This window comes from Streptomyces sp. NPDC006385 (assembly GCF_040612485.1).
Classification (GTDB): domain Bacteria; phylum Actinomycetota; class Actinomycetes; order Streptomycetales; family Streptomycetaceae; genus Streptomyces.
On the sequence record NZ_JBEXQG010000115.1, the window covers coordinates 1 to 17,266 of the forward strand.

20 protein-coding genes, 1 tRNA gene and 2 pseudogenes are annotated in these 17,266 nt (G+C 68.0%); 12 read left to right on the forward strand and 11 right to left on the reverse strand.

Translation table 11 applies throughout. From position 1 onward, the window contains the following. The first annotated feature begins 102 nt into the window (after window positions 1-102). Entirely contained in the window at window positions 103-378 is a 276-nt protein-coding gene (locus ABZ078_RS42100; protein WP_356583824.1) for a transposase, read from the forward strand. After that, window positions 375-764, forward strand: a complete 390-nt coding sequence (locus tag ABZ078_RS42105) for a transposase (protein ID WP_356583825.1) — start codon at window positions 375-377, stop codon at window positions 762-764. The genes ABZ078_RS42100 and ABZ078_RS42105 overlap by 4 nt, the downstream gene beginning before the upstream one ends. 181 nt (window positions 765-945) lie before the next feature. On the opposite strand, the pseudogene ABZ078_RS42110 reads toward ABZ078_RS42105, so the two are convergent. Beyond that, window positions 946-1,196, reverse strand: a pseudogene (locus tag ABZ078_RS42110) (transposase); the annotation flags it as partial. Between the two features lie 101 nt (window positions 1,197-1,297). On the opposite strand from ABZ078_RS42110, the gene ABZ078_RS42115 reads away from it, so the two are divergent. The 3 genes from ABZ078_RS42115 (at window position 1,298) to ABZ078_RS42125 (ending at window position 2,583) form a co-directional block, all read left to right on the forward strand. Further along, the gene (locus ABZ078_RS42115; protein ID WP_356583826.1) at window positions 1,298-1,771 is read left to right on the forward strand and encodes a hypothetical protein; all 474 of its coding nucleotides are present in this window, start codon (window positions 1,298-1,300) and stop codon (window positions 1,769-1,771) included. Between the two features lie 192 nt (window positions 1,772-1,963). Then, window positions 1,964-2,077: a DUF397 domain-containing protein gene (locus ABZ078_RS42120; protein WP_356583827.1), complete on the forward strand. Its 114-nt coding sequence runs from the start codon at window positions 1,964-1,966 to the stop codon at window positions 2,075-2,077. A gap of 137 nt (window positions 2,078-2,214) precedes the next feature. Further along, window positions 2,215-2,583 carry a hypothetical protein gene (locus tag ABZ078_RS42125; RefSeq protein ID WP_356583828.1) on the forward strand — a complete coding sequence of 123 codons (369 nt, stop codon included), beginning with the start codon at window positions 2,215-2,217 and terminating at the stop codon, window positions 2,581-2,583. A gap of 109 nt (window positions 2,584-2,692) precedes the next feature. Here ABZ078_RS42125 and ABZ078_RS42130 read toward each other — a convergent pair whose 3' ends face one another. The 4 genes from ABZ078_RS42130 to ABZ078_RS42145 all read right to left on the reverse strand — a co-directional run bounded on the left by ABZ078_RS42130 (window position 2,693) and on the right by ABZ078_RS42145 (window position 6,901). After that, window positions 2,693-4,090: a hypothetical protein gene (locus tag ABZ078_RS42130; protein WP_356583829.1), complete on the reverse strand. Its 1,398-nt coding sequence runs from the start codon at window positions 4,088-4,090 to the stop codon at window positions 2,693-2,695. 502 nt (window positions 4,091-4,592) lie between these two features. Continuing rightward, the gene (locus ABZ078_RS42135) at window positions 4,593-5,420 is read right to left on the reverse strand and encodes a transposase (RefSeq protein WP_356583830.1); all 828 of its coding nucleotides are present in this window, start codon (window positions 5,418-5,420) and stop codon (window positions 4,593-4,595) included. A 43-nt stretch (window positions 5,421-5,463) separates the two neighbouring features. Next, complete coding sequence (locus tag ABZ078_RS42140; RefSeq protein WP_356583831.1) at window positions 5,464-5,694, reverse strand: hypothetical protein; 231 nt, start codon at window positions 5,692-5,694, stop codon at window positions 5,464-5,466. A gap of 910 nt (window positions 5,695-6,604) precedes the next feature. After that, window positions 6,605-6,901 carry a hypothetical protein gene (locus tag ABZ078_RS42145; protein WP_356583832.1) on the reverse strand — a complete coding sequence of 99 codons (297 nt, stop codon included), beginning with the start codon at window positions 6,899-6,901 and terminating at the stop codon, window positions 6,605-6,607. A gap of 84 nt (window positions 6,902-6,985) precedes the next feature. Here ABZ078_RS42145 and ABZ078_RS42150 point away from each other — a divergent pair, with 84 nt between their 5' ends. Next, entirely contained in the window at window positions 6,986-7,612 is a 627-nt protein-coding gene (locus ABZ078_RS42150; RefSeq protein WP_356583833.1) for a site-specific integrase, read from the forward strand. A 6-nt stretch (window positions 7,613-7,618) separates the two neighbouring features. Here the strand turns inward: ABZ078_RS42150 and ABZ078_RS42155 are convergent, their stop codons facing one another. From ABZ078_RS42155 to ABZ078_RS42165, 3 genes are all read right to left on the reverse strand, one after another. Continuing rightward, window positions 7,619-7,987, reverse strand: coding sequence for a hypothetical protein (locus tag ABZ078_RS42155; protein WP_356583834.1), 369 nt, complete (start codon window positions 7,985-7,987; stop codon window positions 7,619-7,621). A gap of 566 nt (window positions 7,988-8,553) precedes the next feature. Next, a tRNA-Pro gene (locus ABZ078_RS42160) sits at window positions 8,554-8,627 on the reverse strand. An 81-nt stretch (window positions 8,628-8,708) separates the two neighbouring features. Next, window positions 8,709-8,987, reverse strand: coding sequence for a hypothetical protein (locus ABZ078_RS42165; protein ID WP_356583835.1), 279 nt, complete (start codon window positions 8,985-8,987; stop codon window positions 8,709-8,711). 149 nt (window positions 8,988-9,136) lie between these two features. Here ABZ078_RS42165 and ABZ078_RS42170 point away from each other — a divergent pair, with 149 nt between their 5' ends. Continuing rightward, window positions 9,137-9,499 (forward strand): cupin domain-containing protein, encoded by a 363-nt coding sequence (locus ABZ078_RS42170; protein WP_356583836.1) that lies wholly within the window; start codon window positions 9,137-9,139, stop codon window positions 9,497-9,499. A gap of 15 nt (window positions 9,500-9,514) precedes the next feature. Here ABZ078_RS42170 and ABZ078_RS42175 read toward each other — a convergent pair whose 3' ends face one another. Then, window positions 9,515-10,519 carry a LacI family DNA-binding transcriptional regulator gene (locus tag ABZ078_RS42175; RefSeq protein ID WP_356583837.1) on the reverse strand — a complete coding sequence of 335 codons (1,005 nt, stop codon included), beginning with the start codon at window positions 10,517-10,519 and terminating at the stop codon, window positions 9,515-9,517. A 110-nt stretch (window positions 10,520-10,629) separates the two neighbouring features. Here ABZ078_RS42175 and ABZ078_RS42180 point away from each other — a divergent pair, with 110 nt between their 5' ends. Next, on the forward strand, window positions 10,630-11,793 hold the full coding sequence (locus tag ABZ078_RS42180) for a Gfo/Idh/MocA family oxidoreductase (RefSeq protein ID WP_356583838.1): 1,164 nt from the start codon (window positions 10,630-10,632) through the stop codon (window positions 11,791-11,793). Here the strand turns inward: ABZ078_RS42180 and ABZ078_RS42185 are convergent. Further along, window positions 11,782-12,414: a TMEM175 family protein gene (locus ABZ078_RS42185; protein WP_356583839.1), complete on the reverse strand. Its 633-nt coding sequence runs from the start codon at window positions 12,412-12,414 to the stop codon at window positions 11,782-11,784. The genes ABZ078_RS42180 and ABZ078_RS42185 overlap by 12 nt on opposite strands. Window positions 12,415-12,479: 65 nt before the next feature. Beyond that, window positions 12,480-13,508, reverse strand: a complete 1,029-nt coding sequence (locus ABZ078_RS42190; protein ID WP_356583840.1) for a LacI family DNA-binding transcriptional regulator — start codon at window positions 13,506-13,508, stop codon at window positions 12,480-12,482. Window positions 13,509-13,625: 117 nt separating this feature from the next. Here ABZ078_RS42190 and ABZ078_RS42195 point away from each other — a divergent pair, with 117 nt between their 5' ends. From ABZ078_RS42195 to ABZ078_RS42210, 4 genes and pseudogenes are all read left to right on the forward strand, one after another. Beyond that, window positions 13,626-14,792: a phytanoyl-CoA dioxygenase family protein gene (locus ABZ078_RS42195; protein ID WP_356583841.1), complete on the forward strand. Its 1,167-nt coding sequence runs from the start codon at window positions 13,626-13,628 to the stop codon at window positions 14,790-14,792. Window positions 14,793-14,807: 15 nt separating this feature from the next. Beyond that, a complete protein-coding gene (locus tag ABZ078_RS42200; RefSeq protein ID WP_356583842.1) occupies window positions 14,808-15,584 on the forward strand; it encodes an SDR family oxidoreductase in 777 nt (258 codons plus the stop codon). A gap of 65 nt (window positions 15,585-15,649) precedes the next feature. Then, window positions 15,650-16,654 carry a Gfo/Idh/MocA family oxidoreductase gene (locus ABZ078_RS42205; protein WP_356583843.1) on the forward strand — a complete coding sequence of 335 codons (1,005 nt, stop codon included), beginning with the start codon at window positions 15,650-15,652 and terminating at the stop codon, window positions 16,652-16,654. Next, window positions 16,651-17,169, forward strand: a pseudogene (locus ABZ078_RS42210) (Gfo/Idh/MocA family oxidoreductase); the annotation flags it as partial. The gene ABZ078_RS42205 and the pseudogene ABZ078_RS42210, both read left to right, overlap by 4 nt. Window positions 17,170-17,266: the final 97 nt, after the last annotated feature.

The following is a 17,266-nucleotide window of genomic DNA, read 5'->3' on the forward strand; positions in this document are numbered from 1 at the left end:
GCCGCCGCGCCCCCGACGAAGGCCGCGGCGACACCGGCGGGCCCCACCTGTCACCGCGACAAGCCACAACTGATACCGACCTGACCAAGCACTACTAGTTCCGTGCCGGTGATCGTGGCCGACGCCGGCTACGGCCGCAGCGTCTCCTTCCGGCTCGCGCTGGAGGAACGCGGCTGGTCCTATGTGATGGCGGTGGATCCCAAGGAGATCGCCCGCCCGGCCACGGCTGAGCCGCAACAGCCCGCCTATGGCGGGCTGGGGCCGCCCACCCTGCCCCGCTACCGCGAGCCGGCCCGGCCCGGCCCCTGCCAGAACTTCTCGACGACGCCACGGTCTTCGAGGAGGTCACCTGGCGACAGGGCAGCAAAGGAACGATGACCTCGCGTTTCGCCGTGCTCGAGGTGCGGCCGTCGGGCAAGGAAGCCACCCGCACCGCCCAGGAACGGACCGGGGGACGCAGCCGGTGGGACGGGGTGCTGCCGCTGCGGAGGCTGCTGGTCGAACAGCGTGAAGCAGCCGACGAGCCGACCGGTTACTGGATGACCGACCTGCCCGCCACCACCCCGGTCGCCGACCTGGTGCGGTGGGCGAAGATGCGCTGGCGGATCGAGCACGACTACCGCGAGCTCAAGCACGGCCTGGGCCTGGACCACTTCGAAGGCCGCACCTGGCGCGGCTGGCACCACCACGTCACCCTCGTCACCGCCGCCCAGGCATTCCTCACCCTCAGGCAGCTCGACCCAAAAGCCCTCACGCCGGCCTGACCCTCTACCAGGTCCTCGACACCCTCCAGGACCTGCTGAGGTGCTGGACCGGTACCTGCACCACCTGCGGACGCCCCCTGCCCAGCCCTCGGAGCAACCACAGACCGCCCACAACCTGACGAAGCACTACTAGACCGTGTCTCTTTGATGGGTTGGTCAGTTGATCGGACATGTCTGTCCGATTAGTGATCACTACGGTCCAGCCGATGTCGTCGATGGCATCCGCTGCGGCGAGGACGGCGGCAAAGATCTTCTCCCACGTGCCGTCGACGGCCCACCTGATCAGCCGCTTATGGGCCGTCTGGAACGAGCCGAGCTCCTCGGGGAGGTCCCGCCAGGGCGAGTTGGTGCGGTACTTCCACGCGATGGCCTCGAGCGTGCCGCGGTGATCGGCCCAGCGCCGTCCCCGGACCGGACCGGATCGGCCGGCATGAGCGGCTCGATCCGGGGTTTTCCCCATTTTTCAGGCGTAGGCGGTGGTGTTCGGGGATCCTGTCGAGGTACCTCTGAAAACCACTGTAAGGAGACCCCCAGTGCGCCGCCCGACCCGGAAAGCCTTCGCCGCCCTCATCGCCGCAGTCGGCCTCGCCCTCACCCTCCTCACCCCCACACCCGCCTCGGCTGCCACCGCCACCAGCCGCTTCGCGAACTACCGCTACGGTGACTGCCTGCGCGAGACCTCCGAAACCGGCCTCAACGGCGACCGCTGCACCACCGGACGCGGCAGCCTCCTGTGGCAGTGGAACGGCCGCCTCAACACCAGCACCACTCTTAAGAACAACTTCTGGGGCCGCTGCCTCGACAGCAATGACCGGGGCGACGTCTACCCCCTGCGCTGTAACGGCGGCTCATACCAGAAGTGGCGCACCGTCCAGCCCGCCCCCCGCAGCGCCGTCATGCTCCAAAGCGTCGGCACGGGCCGCTGCCTCTACCAGCAGGACAACGGCTACTACCGCACTGCCCGCTGCGACCGAGGCGCCCAGAACCAGCGCTTCACCATCGGCTGAACGGATCTCTCGACCGCTTCAAGATGCCGCCGGGCGAGCAGCTCTGCTGTTGGAGAACCTCAGCGGAGCTACCTCCGTTGAGGGCGACGGCACGCAACCCTTCGCCGACGCGGTCGAGCGCATCCGCGCCGCGGCCATGTCGGAGGAGGACTCCCTCGCACGAATCGCCAAGTTGGAAGAGGGACATCGCGAGTGAACGCAGAGAAGGCGGAGTTGTACACGCTCGACCTCTCCGCCGCCCAGTGGCGCAAGGCCAAGGAAAGCGGGCCCGAGCACAACTGTGTCGAGATCATCCCTTCGACCTGACCTGACCGCGCCACCCCTGGAGGCCGGGCTGCGGGCGCTGTGGCCGAGCGTGCTGCCCGCCCCCCCCGGCTGCGGCACGCGCGCTCGCGTTCGACACCGGCACGCAGGGCCTGCTGTACAGCCTCGGCCCCCTGCTCTTGGCCGCGCTCGCCTCCGCGTACAACCCTGCCGTCGCGCTCGCCGTCACCGCCTCCCTCGGCTTGGCCGGCACCGCCGCCGTCGCCCTCGCACCGCCGTCGCGGCGCCGGCGACCCGAACAGTTTGAGGGCCAGGACGCGGCCCTGGCACGGCGGCTGGCCACACCCGCCGTGTTACTGCTGTTCGTCTCCCTCGCCGGCATCGGGTTCGCGATCGGAGCCATGAACGTGTGGTCCATCGCCATGGCCAGGCACCACCACCAGGACATGCTCTCGGGCACCATCCCAGCCGCCTCTCCACCGGCAGCTTCCTCGGCGGCCTCATCTACGGAAGCCGCCCCTGGTCGGGCATCACCACCAGGCGACTGATCATCGCCACAGCCGCGTTCCTGACCGGGTGACTCCCGCTCCTTGCCCTCCCGGTCCCGTGATCAGGGCGCAACCCCCACTACTTTCCGACTCTTTTGAGGAGATCCATTTATGGCCGTTGCTGGTAACCCGGGCTATTGGAAGTTACGGAATCGCCGATCTTCCTCGGTCTGGGGAGCTGCTCGTGTGTACGAGTCCTGGGGCGGACGTCGGCCGGCTCAGGTTGGTTCGCCTCCCCCAGGTAGCTCAGGGCTTGGCGGAAGTCGTCGAGGGCGGCCCCGAACTCGTGGGCGGCGGTGTGGAAGGTCGATCGGTCGATCAGGATCCTGGCCAGTGTTCGCGTTCCGTATGTCGGATCGTGTTGAGACAGCCGACGGGCCAGACTCACTCCGTCGTCGAACAGGGAGCGCACTCGCTCCGCGAACAGATGGGTACGGTTCTCCCAGTAAACGGCGGAGCGGACGGTGAGGACCCGATGCAGCCGGACCAGTTCGGCCAGATACTGGTCCGGATCCTCGGCGGCTCGCGCAGCAAGGGTGTCCACCTCTTCACGGAGGGCATGACGGCTGTCGAAGTAGCGCCGTTTGGCATCGGGTGACCACTGCAGGGGCGCCGCCCCCGAAGGCGGACGCGGTCCATCGGGCGCAGGCCGATCGCTTTCGGCACCGGAGAAGTTCAGCAGCACCGCCCAGAACGACGCCTGGTACCCACTCCAGGACTTCCGCTCACCGGTATCGGCCAACTCCGTCAGCAAAGCGAGTGCCTCTTGCCGCACGAGGGCCGCCTGCCCTCCTCGGCCGTGGACGTCGAGCATCCGCGCGTACCCGATGAGGGAGTAGAGATGGCAGGCCATCGGACCGCGGTCATTCGCGGCTTCGGCCGCTTCCATGCTGACGAGCGTCTCGAACGCGGCGAGTGCTTCGCCGGACCGGCCAGCGTCGTGGAGAGCGGCGATCCACTCCAGGAGTGACCAGGCGAGACCCCCGCTGGCGGGCCCATCGGGCAGGATCGCTGCGACCAACTCGGTCATGGCATCGGCAGCCTCGGCATACCGGCCTTCCTCGGAAAGACCGGCAGCCCATACACGCAGTCCTTTGACCACGGAGTCTCCGGACAGTTCGGCCTGCGCACGCCCAATGGCGAGCATCTCGGCGCGCATGGCCAGCCCTTCGGCGCGTCGCCCCAGGTCGTACAGCTCTCTCTGGCACGTGTTGAGGGCCTCGTACAGAACATCCGCACGGGCAGGTTCGGCCGGATCGATGGATCGCGCCACGGCCACCGCCTCCTCGCACAGCGCGAGGCAGGCCGCGTGCTTCTTGCCGGAGCTGGTGTCGTAACTCAGACGTTGCAGCGCCCTGGCCAAGAGCGGCAGGTACGAGGCGGGGCTGACCTGGGCGAGCACCCGGTAGGCGTCGACTTCCTCACGCGGCGTGCGGCGACCCGATGCGAGCAGCACATTCCGCGCTCGCACGATGTCGTCCTGATCGACTTTCCCCGAGTGATTCATGACGGAGATTCTGGATCCCCAGAGAGGGCCGAACAAGGCTCGTCACCTGTGCCGTTCCTCCTACGAAAACGACCTCTGACCTGTCATGATGGGTGTGACATCACTTTCCCCGGGCGTACTGGCAACTGCGGCTATTCGGACACGTCCTCCGCCGGGGCGGCGCTCTCCGCACACCTCAGCGTGCTCCGCGCACCTCGCTCGCCGCCGAGCCCGACCGTCGTGACCCGCTGCCCCGCTGACCTCGGTCAAGGACGCCGGTCCCCCACTGGCCCCCAAGAATGATCAAGGGCCGGTTTCGGACACCTCCGAAACCGGCCCTGACCTGCGACTGTCTCCAGTCGGGACGACAGGATTTGAACCTGCGACCCCTTGACCCCCAGAAGCTGAGTGCCCGTGTCAGGGGGTCCATACAGTCCAGGCAGTTCACAAACGTCCAGGTCAGGGGCCTCGGGCCCGAGCTGCCGTGATGTGGTTTGTGAGAAGTGTGTGAGACGCCCTCTCCTTAAGGGCTGTCCCGTAAATGATCTCCAGTGTGCTGGGTGACCTGCTGGTTGCTGCGCCACCCGGCAAGGACAAGGTTGTGCAGGCGGGCGATGCCGAGCATGGCGTGGTGAACGCCGTCGCCTTTCAGGCGGCAGTCACGAAGGATCTTCCAGCCCTTCATCCGGGCGAAGACGTGCTCGACGCGGGCGCGGACCTTGCGGTGGGAGGCGTTGTGCTCTTCCTTCCAAGCCGGGAGTTCGGCCTGGCCCTTCTCGCAGCGGTGCGGGATTACCAGGCCGGTGCCACGGTAGCCGCCGTCCGCGATGACCGTGGCGTGGCCGACGGCGTCTTTCGCGCCGGACAGTTCCCACGCCTTGCAGTCGTTGCGGTTACCGGCGACCGGCCTGCCGACCGCGACGACGAGCCGGGTGCCGGCGTCGATGACGACCTGGTGGTTGGTGGAGTACCGGTAATTCTTCGACTGCTCGGCGATGGTGTGGTCACGGGTGGGCACCAGGGTGCCGTCCACGATCAGCACGGTGTCCTTGCGGAACCGCTTGCGCTTCTGGAGCGCGAGTGACGGGCCAAGATGGTCGATGATGCGGTCGGCCGCCGACTTGGACACCCCGAACAGCGGGGCCAGTTGGCGCAGGGTGAGGTTCGTGCGCCAGTACGCGGCGACCAGGAGCACGCGGTCCTCCAGCGGCAGGCTCCAGGGCCCGCCCTTGCGCACCGGATCCGCACCTTCACGCCGCAGAGCGGTGATCAGCTTGCCGAACTGACGCGGGCTCAGCCCAGTGAACGGGGCTGTCCAGGACGGCTCCGACGCCGTGATCACACCAGCCACACCAAGATCATCTCACCCGCAACCAGCAGTTACGGGACAGCCCTTAGTGTGTCCGCTTTACCAGTTGGCGATCATTTCCTTGAGCCAACTGATAGTTCACGAGCTCCGTCAGACCCTCGGACTCCAATTCCTCAGGAAGAGCAACCTCGTGCAGCGATTCGCCTTGATCCGATTTCACCTCAATTTCGATCGGTGAATATGTGTTGCGTGGATTGATCTTGGCTGCCGCCCTGATGTCGCCATCTGGCCCCACAACGACAATGAGTTTGTTCATCTTTCAGAATCCTTGCGTTAGGACGATGGAGTGAATTCTGAAGGGCGTGTTGACTGCCGGGTCGGCGACCTGGACAGTGACGTAATGCGCATAGTTCTTGTGATAGACGAATTCTCCGCCACCCCTGTAGCCATTCGTCTCGATGCCGTGCGCGATAGTCCACAGAGACTGCTTGCTCACCTTCGGTCTGCTAGGGATGGCTAGCGAGAAGAAGGGCCTACCGTGTCCCTCCGCGAGCCCGAAAGCAAACCACCGAGGCTCCCCCGGGGCAAGAAACAGCTCTTCGGATTCTAGTTCACGCATAGATACGGGCATCTAGTCCTCCTCTGGCTCGCTCCATTTGACGTGATCTGTACCTCGTGACCAACATGCCACGCCCCAAGGGTAATGAAACGAAAAGATAGAGAATTCATCCGAATGACATACGCAGGCTGACATACTTGCAGGCGACCGTATTGCTGGGCGGCATACGAGATTATCATCAGTTTCCTTTCCCTCCCTTAATTGACGGTCTCTTGCGGTCTTCCCTCTCGGGTCAAGGGTCGGCGGAGGTACGGAGCCGGCTCGCGTAGCCCTTGACGCGCAGGGAAGCCGCGACATCCTTTCGTCACAAGGAGGGAAGGCCTGTAGCTGGGTGTCTCTCAGAACTGCTATGTCGCACAATAGAAGTCTGGCGACGGGGTTTTGAACCTAAGGCAGGGTCGATCAGTTATCCATTGGGCCGATAGTCACCATTGGAGAGCATGTCTTGTGCCTGAGATATCCCGGATGACTGTTGGATAGTTACTTGTCCTCTCGGTTGGCTTGTAGCGCGCGATGTCGTCTACAAATCCTCATTATTTGCTGGCCGCTCGCGATTATCTCGACGAGCGGCCAACCTGACACAACAGCGGCTTGTTAGAGCCTCGTCCTAGAAGGCCTTGTTGTTGCAGCCCATGGTCGAGCCGATGTGCTTGTCCTGCCCACCGGCGTTGCCCTCGCCGTTGAGCGCGTTGCCCAGCAGGCCGTTGAGGATGCCGATCTGCCCGAGGATGTCGAGGTTGAGGTCGTGCGATTTGCAGTTGCTGCTCTGCATGATCTTGACCTCGTCTCCGCCTTTCTTGTGGTCGTAACCATCAAGGCCCTGGGCGGTGGCGGTGCCGGCGCTCAGGAGCCCGATGCTGCTGACGGCGGCGACCAAGACGGCAGCCTTGCGAAGCTTGTGCATGTCTTCTCCGATGGAGCGAGGATTGGGTGCGATCTGCGAGAGATCGACTTCGTACGAGTACGGGAGGTTAATGTGAAAAGTCCGATGTTCTTCGTTGACGCGCCGTGGCCCATGATCGTGCAGCGGAAGCACCCGAATAACATGCTCCTCACCCTTATCGCCGAGCGCCCCGCCGAGGTGTGCGGAGCTCGATGGCGTGAGGACGTCAGCCTTGACGGTGCGGGCACGATCGCTGTTGGCAATACCCGCACCATCGTCTATGACCGCCACCGTGAGCGAGGTCTTCGCAACAAGGTGGTCGAGAAGCAGCCCAAGACTCAATACGGCAAGCGTGTCTTGCCTCTGCCCAAGCCCGTACACACAGCGCTCACGGCGTTTCATGTCCGCCAGGAGCAGGAGAAGGACGAGGCCGGCGAGGCGTACGAGGCCTCAGGCTACGTGGTCGTCGATGAGCTGGGGCGACCGTTTAAGACGGACAAGCTCCGTCGCGAGGCGCAGAAGCTGATGGAGGCAGCGGGCGTCCGGAGGGTCCGTCTCTACGACGCGCGGCATGCCTGTCTGTCCTGGATGGCCAACAACGACGCCCCTGACACGGTCGTCTCGGCCTGGGCCGGGCACAGCGACCTGTCGTTTACCAAGCGCGTCTATGTTCATCCTGATCCCCAGAGTCTCAAGGCAGGCTCGGAGAAGCTGGGCGAGCTGCTTGGCTGAGGAAGATCATTTCCTGATCGGTCCCTGCCAGATGGTGATGTCGAGCGTCACGTAGGACGATGCCTCGCTGGACGAGCTTCGATATATCACTTGTACGAGCACGATGCGTCCATTTTCGTGATGCGTCATACAGAAGGCGCTTCCCACTGGCAGTTTTTCTCGGGAGATGCCGTCCAGGCTGAGGTAGGTGCCGCTCAGGTAGCGTGTCTCATCTCGGCAGGACTCGTAGGTCCGATCCTGGTTCGGGGCGAGCAGGGCAGTGTCCCAATAGGGGCTAGGGGCCAGACTGCCGGATGTGAAGAGGGGCGAGTCAAGGTCCCCGTCGCCGCCCATCGGACGGATCGGTTTCTCATCGAAATCCAGACCCTTGCCCACGGGAAGGATGATGTCGCGCTGCCGGACGAGCTGCTGGCCGTAAGTGGTACTGGGGTCCGGCGGTCCTGTTGTGGGGGGAGCTGGGGGGCTGCTGCTCGAAGGTTTGGAGGTAGATGGAGCTGGTCTGGGAGTCTCGTTGGAGGAAGGATCATCGCTCTCCAGCGTCGCCCATGCTGTGATCAGTGCGGCAATGAGCGGGACGGCGATGCTGATGACCCACCACGCCCACCTCGGCTGGCGTGGTTCTTGTGTGCCAGTGGATTCAGGCTCTTCCGTACTGGCCGCAGGAGTCGACGGCTCGTTGGAATCAGTGCTCACTTGATGACCCCGTGATGATGTCACCCCATGACAATCCGTCATTCTACGGCTACGCCACGCAGCTTGTGTGGCGCTTGCGTGTATATCCGGATCCGTAGAGCCTCAAGGCTGGACTCGGGGAGGTCGGGCTAGGGAAGATCATCCCGGTTCGTGAGAAATTGTGAGACGAGAGCCTAGAAATGATCAAAGACCTCGTCTCACATGATGTGATCCAAGGCCTTGACCTGCAGCGACGGAGAAGACTCCAGTCGGGACGACAGGATTTGAACCTGCGACCCCTTGACCCCCAGTCAAGTGCGCTACCAAGCTGCGCCACGTCCCGCTGCGTGTCCCGCGGTGAACCGCGTGATCATGCGTGTCAACCCTACCTCATGCACGGCACGCACCACCCCTCGGCCGGGCGCTACCGGCCGCTGCGGACCTTCTCCGCGTGCTCGTCCGGGCACGGGACAGGCACGTTCACCGCGACCGGCCGCACCGTGGTGCGCCCGTCGGTCGAGGACCAGACGGGCTGAACCGCCGGGCCGGGGGCCGGGGCATTTCTGGCACCCCGGCCCGGGCTCCAGCACCTGCCCGCGGCGAACCCCGCCATCAGCAGGGCCACGACCGCGACCACCCACCACGGCAGACCCGCCGTGGCCGTGAACGCGACGACTGCCACCACTGAGAGAAATGCCGACATGCCCTGATCCCCCTGTCACCGTCAACTCCCCTGCCCCCGACGTCCCGAGAGCCGCCTGCGTCACGACAGGCATATGACGCAACAATACGCGAGACCGTCGTATAACCCAGTTCGGCTCATCCGTACATATGACGGACGATTAGATATGAATGACGGACGAGCAGATAGGCGGACGCCGGTCATCGTCTTCCGGGACATCCGAGGCGACCGGGACGCCCGAGGTGATCGGGACGCCCGAGGCCACCGGGACGCCCGAGGCCACCGGGAAGGTGGTCTGGGAGTCGGAGGACGGCCGTCAGGTGCGGGGCATCTGGCAGATCACCCCCGGCGTGGTCACCGACACCGAAGCCGACGAAGTGTTCGCCGTGGTCAGCGGGTCGGCCACCGTCGAGGTCGAGGGCGGCCCGACGCTGACGGTCGGGCCCGGCGGCATGGCCGTACTGCGCGAGGGCGACCGTACGACATGGACGGTGCACGAGACCTTGTGCGAGGCGTACGCGATCGACCTGTGAGCCAGACCTACGTGATCAGTCCGTGAGCGCGGGCGCCGTCGAGCCCCGGATCTCCAGTGTGGGCATGGCGAGTTGGACCCGTCCCTCTCCCCCGGCGCCCTGGAAGCGCTCCAGGAGGCAGCGGGCCGCGCGGCGGCCGACCTCGTGGCTGGTGTTGTCGACCGTGGTGAGCCATACGTGCCGCAGGCGGGCGATGCTCGTGTTGTCGTAGCCGACGACGGACAGGTCGCGGGGAACCCGCAGTCCGAGTTCCTCGGCCGCCGAGAGCACACCGATGGCGGCGATGTCGTTGACGGCGAACACGGCGGTGGGCCGCTCGGGGCGGCTGAGCAGCCGGACGGTCGTGCGGTAACCGCCCTCCTCGGTCATGTCGCTGGGCTCGACCACCGCCTGGTCCGCGAGGCCGTGCTCCCGCATCGTCGCCTCGAAGCTGCGTCGGCGCAGTTCGCCCACCGCGCCGTATCCCGCGATGTGCGCGATCCGCCGGTGCCCGAGGCCGATGAGGTGCTCGGCGACCAGGCGGGCGCCCTCCTCGTCGTCGCCCGCCACGACGTCGACACCGGGGGGCGCCGGCTCGCGGGAGCCGGCCAGCACGACCGGGATCCGCTGGGCCACCGCTCCCAGCGCGGCCGGGTCGGGCAGCGTGCCGACCACCACCAGGCCGTCGACCCGCAGGTCGAGGAAGGGGCCGGCCGGGTCCTGGCCGGTGCGGCGGTTGAGGCGGGCGTCGGCGAGCAGCATGTGCAGGCCGTTGTCGTGCAGGAGTGAGTTGAGGCCGTCGAGCATGTCGACGAACCAGGGGTTGCGCAGGTCGTTGAGGAGGACGCCGACCGTGCGGCTGCGCTGCTCGCTCAGGCTGCGCGCGGCGGTGTTGGGGCGGTAGCCGAGCTCACGCACGGCCCTCAGGACGGCGTCCCGTTTCTCCGGGCGCACCTGGTCGGAGCCGCGCAGCACCAGCGAGACCAGCGACTTGGAGACACCGGCCCGGTCGGCCACGTCGCGGATCGTCGGCGGTCTCATGTCCTGGACCGTTCCATGCGCTGGCAGGGCTTGTCAAAGGGTTGACATCGAGCGGAAACGGAACCCAAGGTGGGCGGGACAGGAAATGGACCGGTCCAAGAAGGGCTGTCATGGTGGAATCACTCGGGGTCGCCGTCGTCGGGTTCGGCTGGATGGGCCGGGTGCACACCCAGGCGTACGCCCGCGTCCCGCACCACTACCCGCGGCTGGGACTGCGTCCGCATCTGGTGACGGTCGCCGAGGATGTGCCGGGCCGGGCCGAGGAGGCCGCCGCGCGGTTCGGGTTCGCCTCGGCGACCCGCGACTGGCGCGAGGTCGCCGCCGACCCGCGTGTGCGGGCCGTGAGCATCACCGCGCCGAACTTCCTGCACCGCGAGATCGGCGTCGCGATGGCCGAGGCAGGCAAGCACATCTGGATCGAGAAGCCGGTGGGCCTGACTGCGGCGGACGCCCAGGCGGTCGCCGACGCCGTCGCGAAGGCCGGCGTCCAGGGCACGGTCGGCTTCAACTACCGCAACGCGCCCGCCGTCGAGGCGGCCCGTGACCTGATCGCCTCCGGCGAGATCGGCACCGTCACGCACGTCCGCGTCCGCCTCTTCAGCGACTACGCCGCCCACCCCGACTCCGCCCTGACCTGGCGGTACGAGAGGGAGCGCGGCGGCAGCGGCGTACTGGGCGACCTCGCCTCGCACGGCGCCGACCTGGCCCGCCATCTGCTCGGCGACATCGCGTCCCTCACCGCCGACACCGCCGTCTTCATCCCGGAACGCGCCCGCCCCACCGGCGCCACAGCCGGCCACACCCTGGCCACCGGCGGCACACTCGGCCCCGTCGAGAACGAGGACTACGTCAACTGCCTGCTGCGCTTCGCCTCCGGCGCCCGCGGCGTCCTGGAGGCGTGCCGGGTCTCCGTCGGCGAGCAGAACAACTACGGCTTCGAGGTGCACGGCACGAAGGGCGCGGTCTTCTGGGACTTCCGCCGCATGAACGAGCTGGGCGTCAGCCGTGGCGCGACATACCAGGACCAGCCGGTCAGCACGGTGTACGTCGGCCCGGGCGACGGCGAGTTCGGGGCCTTCCAGCCGGGTGCGGCGAACGCCATGGGCTACGACGACCTGAAGGTCATCGAGGCGTACCGCTTCCTGCGTTCGGTCGCCGAGGGCATCCCGCACGGGGCCACCCTCCAGGACGCCGTGCGCGGCGCCGCCGTACTGGAGGCGATGGTGCGGTCGGCGGAGAGCGGCGCGTGGGTGGACGTGCCCTCAGGGGCGTGACGGCCGAGGTCGGCTCGCCCGGTCGGCCCGCACGCCGAGGGCGGCCTTGACCGGCACCATGACCAGCCAGAACCACATGGCCGTGGAGCCGACGGTCAGGGCGAGCGGGATGCTGAGGAGGAACACCACGACCGTCGCCCCGAGATCGAGCGCGTAGAGCCGGAAGCCCTCTGGTGGCGCCGTCTCGCCGCGCAGCCAGGGGCGCCGGGCCAGGACGAGGAGCAGCGCGAGGTGGGCGGCGCCCAGGGCGGCGACGGCCGCCGCGTAGATGGCGACCGACGCGGGTTCTCGGCCGTACTCGGAGATGAGCTTGGTCGGGAAGGGCACCAGGGCCGCGACGCTCAGCCCCAGGATGGACAGCGTGATCACCTGCCCGTCCAGTTCCACGACGTAGCCGAAGATCCGGCGGTTCTCCCGCCAGTAGGCGCCGAGCACCACCACGCTGAGGGCGTAGGCGCCGAGGTTCGGGATCAGTTCGTGCAGGGTGTCGTGATACCGCGCCGAGTCCAGTCCCCGTGGCACGTAGAAGTCCAGGGCCAGCAGCGTGATGGCGATGGCGAACACGCCGTCGACGAGCGCCACCAGTCGCTCGGGCCCGCCGGCCGGGTTCGATCTCCACATGCGCACGACGGTAGGGAACGGGACTCGGCGAGCGGGCGTACACGCCAGGCGCCCGCCCCGGATCGTCACCCGATGGGCGTGGGCATGTTGTACGGCGTCACCACCTGGATCGCCGACGGCAGTGTCGGCCCGGCAGGCGGCAGCGCGCCGTGGGCCCGCATGACGATGTGGCAGGCCTCGCGCATGTCCTGGCGCAGGTCGTGGTGGAGTACGGCGGACAGGCGGTGTTCGCGCAGCAGCCGGGTGTTGTCGTGGTCGAGGTCGTGCGCCACGAACACCGCGCACTCGCGGCCCAGGTCCTCGAAGGCGCGCAGCGTCGCGATGTTGCCGCCGCCGATCGAGTAGACCGCGCGGATCTCCGGATCGCGCTCCAGAGCGGCCCGGACGAGGTCGTACTGGGTGGCGTCCAGGCCCTGGCCTTCGGTCAGTTCGACGAGCGTGCGCTCGGGGTGGCGGGCGCGCATGGCGCTGCGGAAGCCCATCTCGCGCTCCTCCTCGTTGCGGAAGAAGCCGCTGCTGAGGCTGGTGAGGACATGGCCGGGACGGTCGCCGAGCCACTGGCCCATGAGGTACGCGGCCGTCGCCCCGGCGGCCCGGTTGTCGATGCCGACGTAGGCGAGGCGGGGCGTGGAGGGCAGGTCGGTCACCAGGGTGACCACCGGTATGCCCGCCTCCGTGAGCCGCGCGACGGCGGCGGTGGCCTCGGGGACGTCCGGGGCCTTGAGGATCACGCCCTGCGAACCGCGCCGGGCGATCCGGTCCAGGGTCCTGGTCAGCTCCTCGACGGGGCCCGTCTCCCGGAAGTGGAAGCGCGAGCGCACGACGGCCGGGTGCAGGGCCGGCAGCTCGGCCTCCAGGGCGGCCCGCACGGCGGTGGAGAACCGCTCCGGCGTCTGCATCACGATGTCGATCATGAAGGTGCGGCCCACCAGCCGGACCTGCGTGCGCTGCCGGTCGAGGTCCGCGATGGCCTGGTGGACCTCCCGTGCGGTGCTCGCGCGCACCCCTCCCCGGCCGTTGAGGACCCGATCGACGGTGGCCTCGCTCAGACCTGCCTGACGTGCGATCTCCCGGATCGGGAAGGGGTGGCCCATGCGGATGCTCCCGGCGCGGTCCTGAGGGGTTTTTGATGGCCGCCTGCTGGTTGTTCGACGGGTTTGTACTGACAAGAATGACAGCACTGAGCCGCCCGTGTCACCGAGAGGACGTCGATGTCCTTCACCTCCCTACAACGCCGTGCGTGGCTGTCCGAGCAGGACTGCGACCTCGCCGCCTTCCGTGAGCTCGTCGAGCGGAGCACCGACCTCGGCGACTACCCGCACGCCCGTGCCGTGGAGCGGGGCGTCCTGGTCTACGACAGCGACCGGCTGCGCGAGTCCGAGGACCCGGGTGCGGTGCGGGCCGAACTGGTCCGCGCCCTCACCGACGGTCCCGGCATCGTGGTCTTCCAGGGCGCCTTCCCCGATCCGGAGGTGGTCGACCGGCTCAGTGCCGTGTTCGACGCCCTGATCGCCGAGCAGCGCGCCTCGGGTGCGCACGCCGGTGACCACTTCGCCAAACCGGGCGCCAACGACCGGGTCTGGAACGCGCTGGAGAAGGCGGCCCTCTACGACCCGGAGGCGTTCGCCGACTACTACGCCAACGACATCCTGGCTCTGGTCTCGACCGCCTGGCTCGGACCCGGCTATCAGGTGACCTCGCAGGTGAACGTGGTCAACCCCGGTGGCGCGGCCCAGACCGCGCACCGCGACTACCACCTGGGTTTCCTCTCCAACGAGGCCGCGGCCGCCTACCCGGCGCATGTCCACGTCCTCTCCCCCGTGCTCACCCTCCAGGGCGCCGTCGCGCACTGCGACATGCCGGTGGAGTCGGGGCCGACGATGTACCTGCCGTACTCGCAGACGTACGAGCCCGGCTATCTGGCCTGGCGACTGCCTGAGTTCCAGGCGTACTTCGAGGCCCGTCACATCCAGCTGCCCCTCGCCAAGGGCGACGCGGCCTTCTTCAACCCGGCGCTGTTCCACGCGGCCGGCACCAACCGGTCGGCGGACATCCGGCGCATGGCCAACCTGCTCCAGGTGTCCTCCGCGTTCGGGCGGGCGATGGAGACCGTGGACCGCGAGGCGGTCGCGAACGCCGTCTTCCCCGTGCTGCTGGCACGCCGGAGCGAGGGCGCGGACGAGGCGTGGCTGGCGAACGTCATCGCCGCGAGCGCCGAGGGCTACCCCTTCCCGACGAACCTCGACAGCGATCCGCCGGTCGACGGGCTGGCCCCGCCCTCGCAGGCGGACGTCGTGCGGCGGGCGCTGCGCGAGACATGGACTCCCGAGGCTCTGCGCGAGGAGCTGCGGGCCGGCGCCGAGCGGCGCGAGAGCTGAAAGGACCCCGAACACATGGGACTTCTCGACGACAAGGTCGTCCTCGTCAACGGTGGCAGCCAGGGCGTCGGCGCCGCGATCGCGCGGGCCGCCGTACGCGAGGGTGCCGTCGTCGCCGTCACGGGGCGGCGCGTCGAGCCCGGTGAGGCGCTGGTGGCCGAACTGGCCTCCGACGGCGGCAAGGCCATGTTCGTGCAGGCCGACCTGTCGGACGCCGAGCAGGCGAAGGCGTCCGTCGCCGAGGTCGTCGACGCGTACGGGCGGATCGACTGCCTGGTCAACTCGGCGGGGCTGACGTCCCGGGGCACGCTGCTGGACACCACGCCCGAGCTGTTCGACCAGCACATCGCGATCAACCTCAAGGCGCCGTTCTTCGCCATGCAGGCCGCCGTCTCCGACATGGTCGCGCGCAAGGCGCCCGGCACGATCGTCAACATCATCACGTCCTCGGCGCACGGCGGGCAGCCGTTCCTGGCGCCGTACGTCGCCGCCAAGGCCGGCCTCGTCGGGCTGACCCGCAACGCCGCGCACGCGCACCGCTGGGACCGGATCCGGATCAACGGCCTGAACATCGGCTGGACGGCGACCGAGGGCGAGGACGCCACGCAGAAGACCTTCCACGGCGCCGCCGACGGCTGGCGCGAGCAGGCCGCCGCCAGGCTGCCGATGGGCAAGCTGGGCCAGCCGGACGAAATCGCCGACTTCGTGGTCCTCCTGCTCTCGGACCGGTCGGGAGTCGTCACCGGGTCGGTGATCGACTGGGACCAGAACGTCCTCGGCGGCCTCGACTAGAACGCACGGCGCGTTCCCCTCCGCCCCTTCTCACGACCCGTACTCAAGGAAAGCGAAACACCCCTATGCGCATCGGAATCCTCGGCCTCGGCCGCATCGGCGCCTTCCACGCCGAGACCCTCTCCGGACTCGACGCGGTCGACTCCCTCGTCGTCACCGACCCGTTCGCGGGCGCCGCCAAGGCCGCCGCGGAGCGGTTCGGCGCCGAGGTCGTGGACTCGCCCGAGGCCCTGCTGGCGGCCGGCGTGGACGGCATCGTCGTCGCGGCCGCGACCGACGCCCACCCGGCGCTGATCCTGGCGGGGGTCGAGGCCGGCATCCCGGTCTTCTGCGAGAAGCCCGTCGCCAAGACGATGAGCGAGGGCGTCGAGGTGCTCAAGGCCGTCCAGGGCAAGGACGTGCCGATCCAGATCGGCTACAACCGCCGCTTCGACGCCGGGTTCGTCGCCGCGCGGGCCGCCGTGCGCGCCGGTGAGCTCGGCAAGCTGCACACCGTACGGTCGACCACGCTGGACCCGGCGCCGCCGCCCGCCGCGTACGTCGCCGCCTCCGGTGGCATCTTCCGGGACTGCTCGGTGCACGACTTCGACATCATCCGCTGGGTGACCGGCCGCGAGGTGACCGAGGTGTACGCCGTCGGCGGCAACAAGGGCGCCGACTACATCAAGGAGGCCGGCGACGCCGACACCACCGGCGCGATCCTCACCCTCGACGACGGCACCATCGCGGTGGTCTCCAACTCCCGCCACAACGCCCGGGGTTACGACGTCCGCATGGAGATCCACGGCTTCACGGACTCCATCGCCGTCGGCCTGGAGGACAAGCTGCCGCTGCGCTCGGTCGAGCCCGGCGTGACGTTCCCGGCGGGCACCCCGCACGACTTCTTCATGGACCGCTTCACCGCCGCCTACCGCGCCGAACTGACCGCGTTCACCGAGGTCGTGGCGGGCACCCGGCCCTCCCCCTGCACGATCGAGGACGCCCTGGAGGCGGGCTGGATCGCCGAGGCGTGCACACTGTCGCTGCACGAGCACCGCCCGGTGACGATCGAGGAAGTACGGCAGGGATGAACGACGCGAGTCAGGAACCGCTGCGCGTCGGAGTACTGGGCGCGGCACGCATCACCGAACTCTCCCTCGTCGGTCCGGCCCGCACGACCGGCCACCGCCTCGTCGCGGTGGCCGCGCGCGACCGGTCCCGCGCCGAGTCGTTCGCCGACGAGCACGACGTGGAGCGGGTGGTGGACTCCTACGCCGACCTGCTCGCCGACCCCGAGGTCGAGGTCGTCTACAACCCGCTCGCCAACGGCCTGCACGGACCGTGGAACCTCGCCGCGCTCGCGGCCGGCAAGCACGTCCTGACGGAGAAGCCGTCGGCGAGCAACGCCGAGGAGGCGGCCGAGGTACGGGATGCGGTCGCCAAGTCCGGGACGGTCTTCATGGAGGCCTTCCACTACCTCTTCCACCCGGTCACCCGGCGCCTGCACGAGATCCTGGAGAGCGGTGAACTCGGCGAGGTGCAGCGGGTGGAGACACTGGTCGCGATTCCGGCACCGGACGACTCCGACCCGCGCTGGTCGCTGCCGAGTGCGCCGAACTGAGCGCACGCGGATACCGCACCGACGAACCGCAGGGTTTGAAGAAGCGTGAGACATCCCAGATCCTGACGAAGGTCTTCCATGG

Excerpts from the sequence above, each read along its gene's own strand:
- ABZ078_RS42185 (WP_356583839.1), bottom strand. The coding sequence starts at position 12,414 with ATGTGGAGATCGAACCCGGCCGGCGGGCCCGAGCGACTGGTGGCGCTC.
- ABZ078_RS42205 (WP_356583843.1), top strand. The coding sequence starts at position 15,650 with ATGCGCATCGGAATCCTCGGCCTCGGCCGCATCGGCGCCTTCCACGCC.
- ABZ078_RS42130 (WP_356583829.1), bottom strand. The coding sequence starts at position 4,090 with ATGAATCACTCGGGGAAAGTCGATCAGGACGACATCGTGCGAGCGCGG.
- ABZ078_RS42175 (WP_356583837.1), bottom strand. The coding sequence starts at position 10,519 with ATGAGACCGCCGACGATCCGCGACGTGGCCGACCGGGCCGGTGTCTCC.
- ABZ078_RS42105 (WP_356583825.1), top strand. The coding sequence starts at position 375 with ATGACCTCGCGTTTCGCCGTGCTCGAGGTGCGGCCGTCGGGCAAGGAA.
- ABZ078_RS42200 (WP_356583842.1), top strand. The coding sequence starts at position 14,808 with ATGGGACTTCTCGACGACAAGGTCGTCCTCGTCAACGGTGGCAGCCAG.
- ABZ078_RS42165 (WP_356583835.1), bottom strand. The coding sequence starts at position 8,987 with ATGTCGGCATTTCTCTCAGTGGTGGCAGTCGTCGCGTTCACGGCCACG.
- ABZ078_RS42180 (WP_356583838.1), top strand. The coding sequence starts at position 10,630 with ATGGTGGAATCACTCGGGGTCGCCGTCGTCGGGTTCGGCTGGATGGGC.
- ABZ078_RS42195 (WP_356583841.1), top strand. The coding sequence starts at position 13,626 with ATGTCCTTCACCTCCCTACAACGCCGTGCGTGGCTGTCCGAGCAGGAC.
- ABZ078_RS42170 (WP_356583836.1), top strand. The coding sequence starts at position 9,137 with ATGACGGACGAGCAGATAGGCGGACGCCGGTCATCGTCTTCCGGGACA.
- ABZ078_RS42140 (WP_356583831.1), bottom strand. The coding sequence starts at position 5,694 with ATGAACAAACTCATTGTCGTTGTGGGGCCAGATGGCGACATCAGGGCG.
- ABZ078_RS42190 (WP_356583840.1), bottom strand. The coding sequence starts at position 13,508 with ATGGGCCACCCCTTCCCGATCCGGGAGATCGCACGTCAGGCAGGTCTG.
- ABZ078_RS42150 (WP_356583833.1), top strand. The coding sequence starts at position 6,986 with ATGTTCTTCGTTGACGCGCCGTGGCCCATGATCGTGCAGCGGAAGCAC.
- ABZ078_RS42145 (WP_356583832.1), bottom strand. The coding sequence starts at position 6,901 with ATGCACAAGCTTCGCAAGGCTGCCGTCTTGGTCGCCGCCGTCAGCAGC.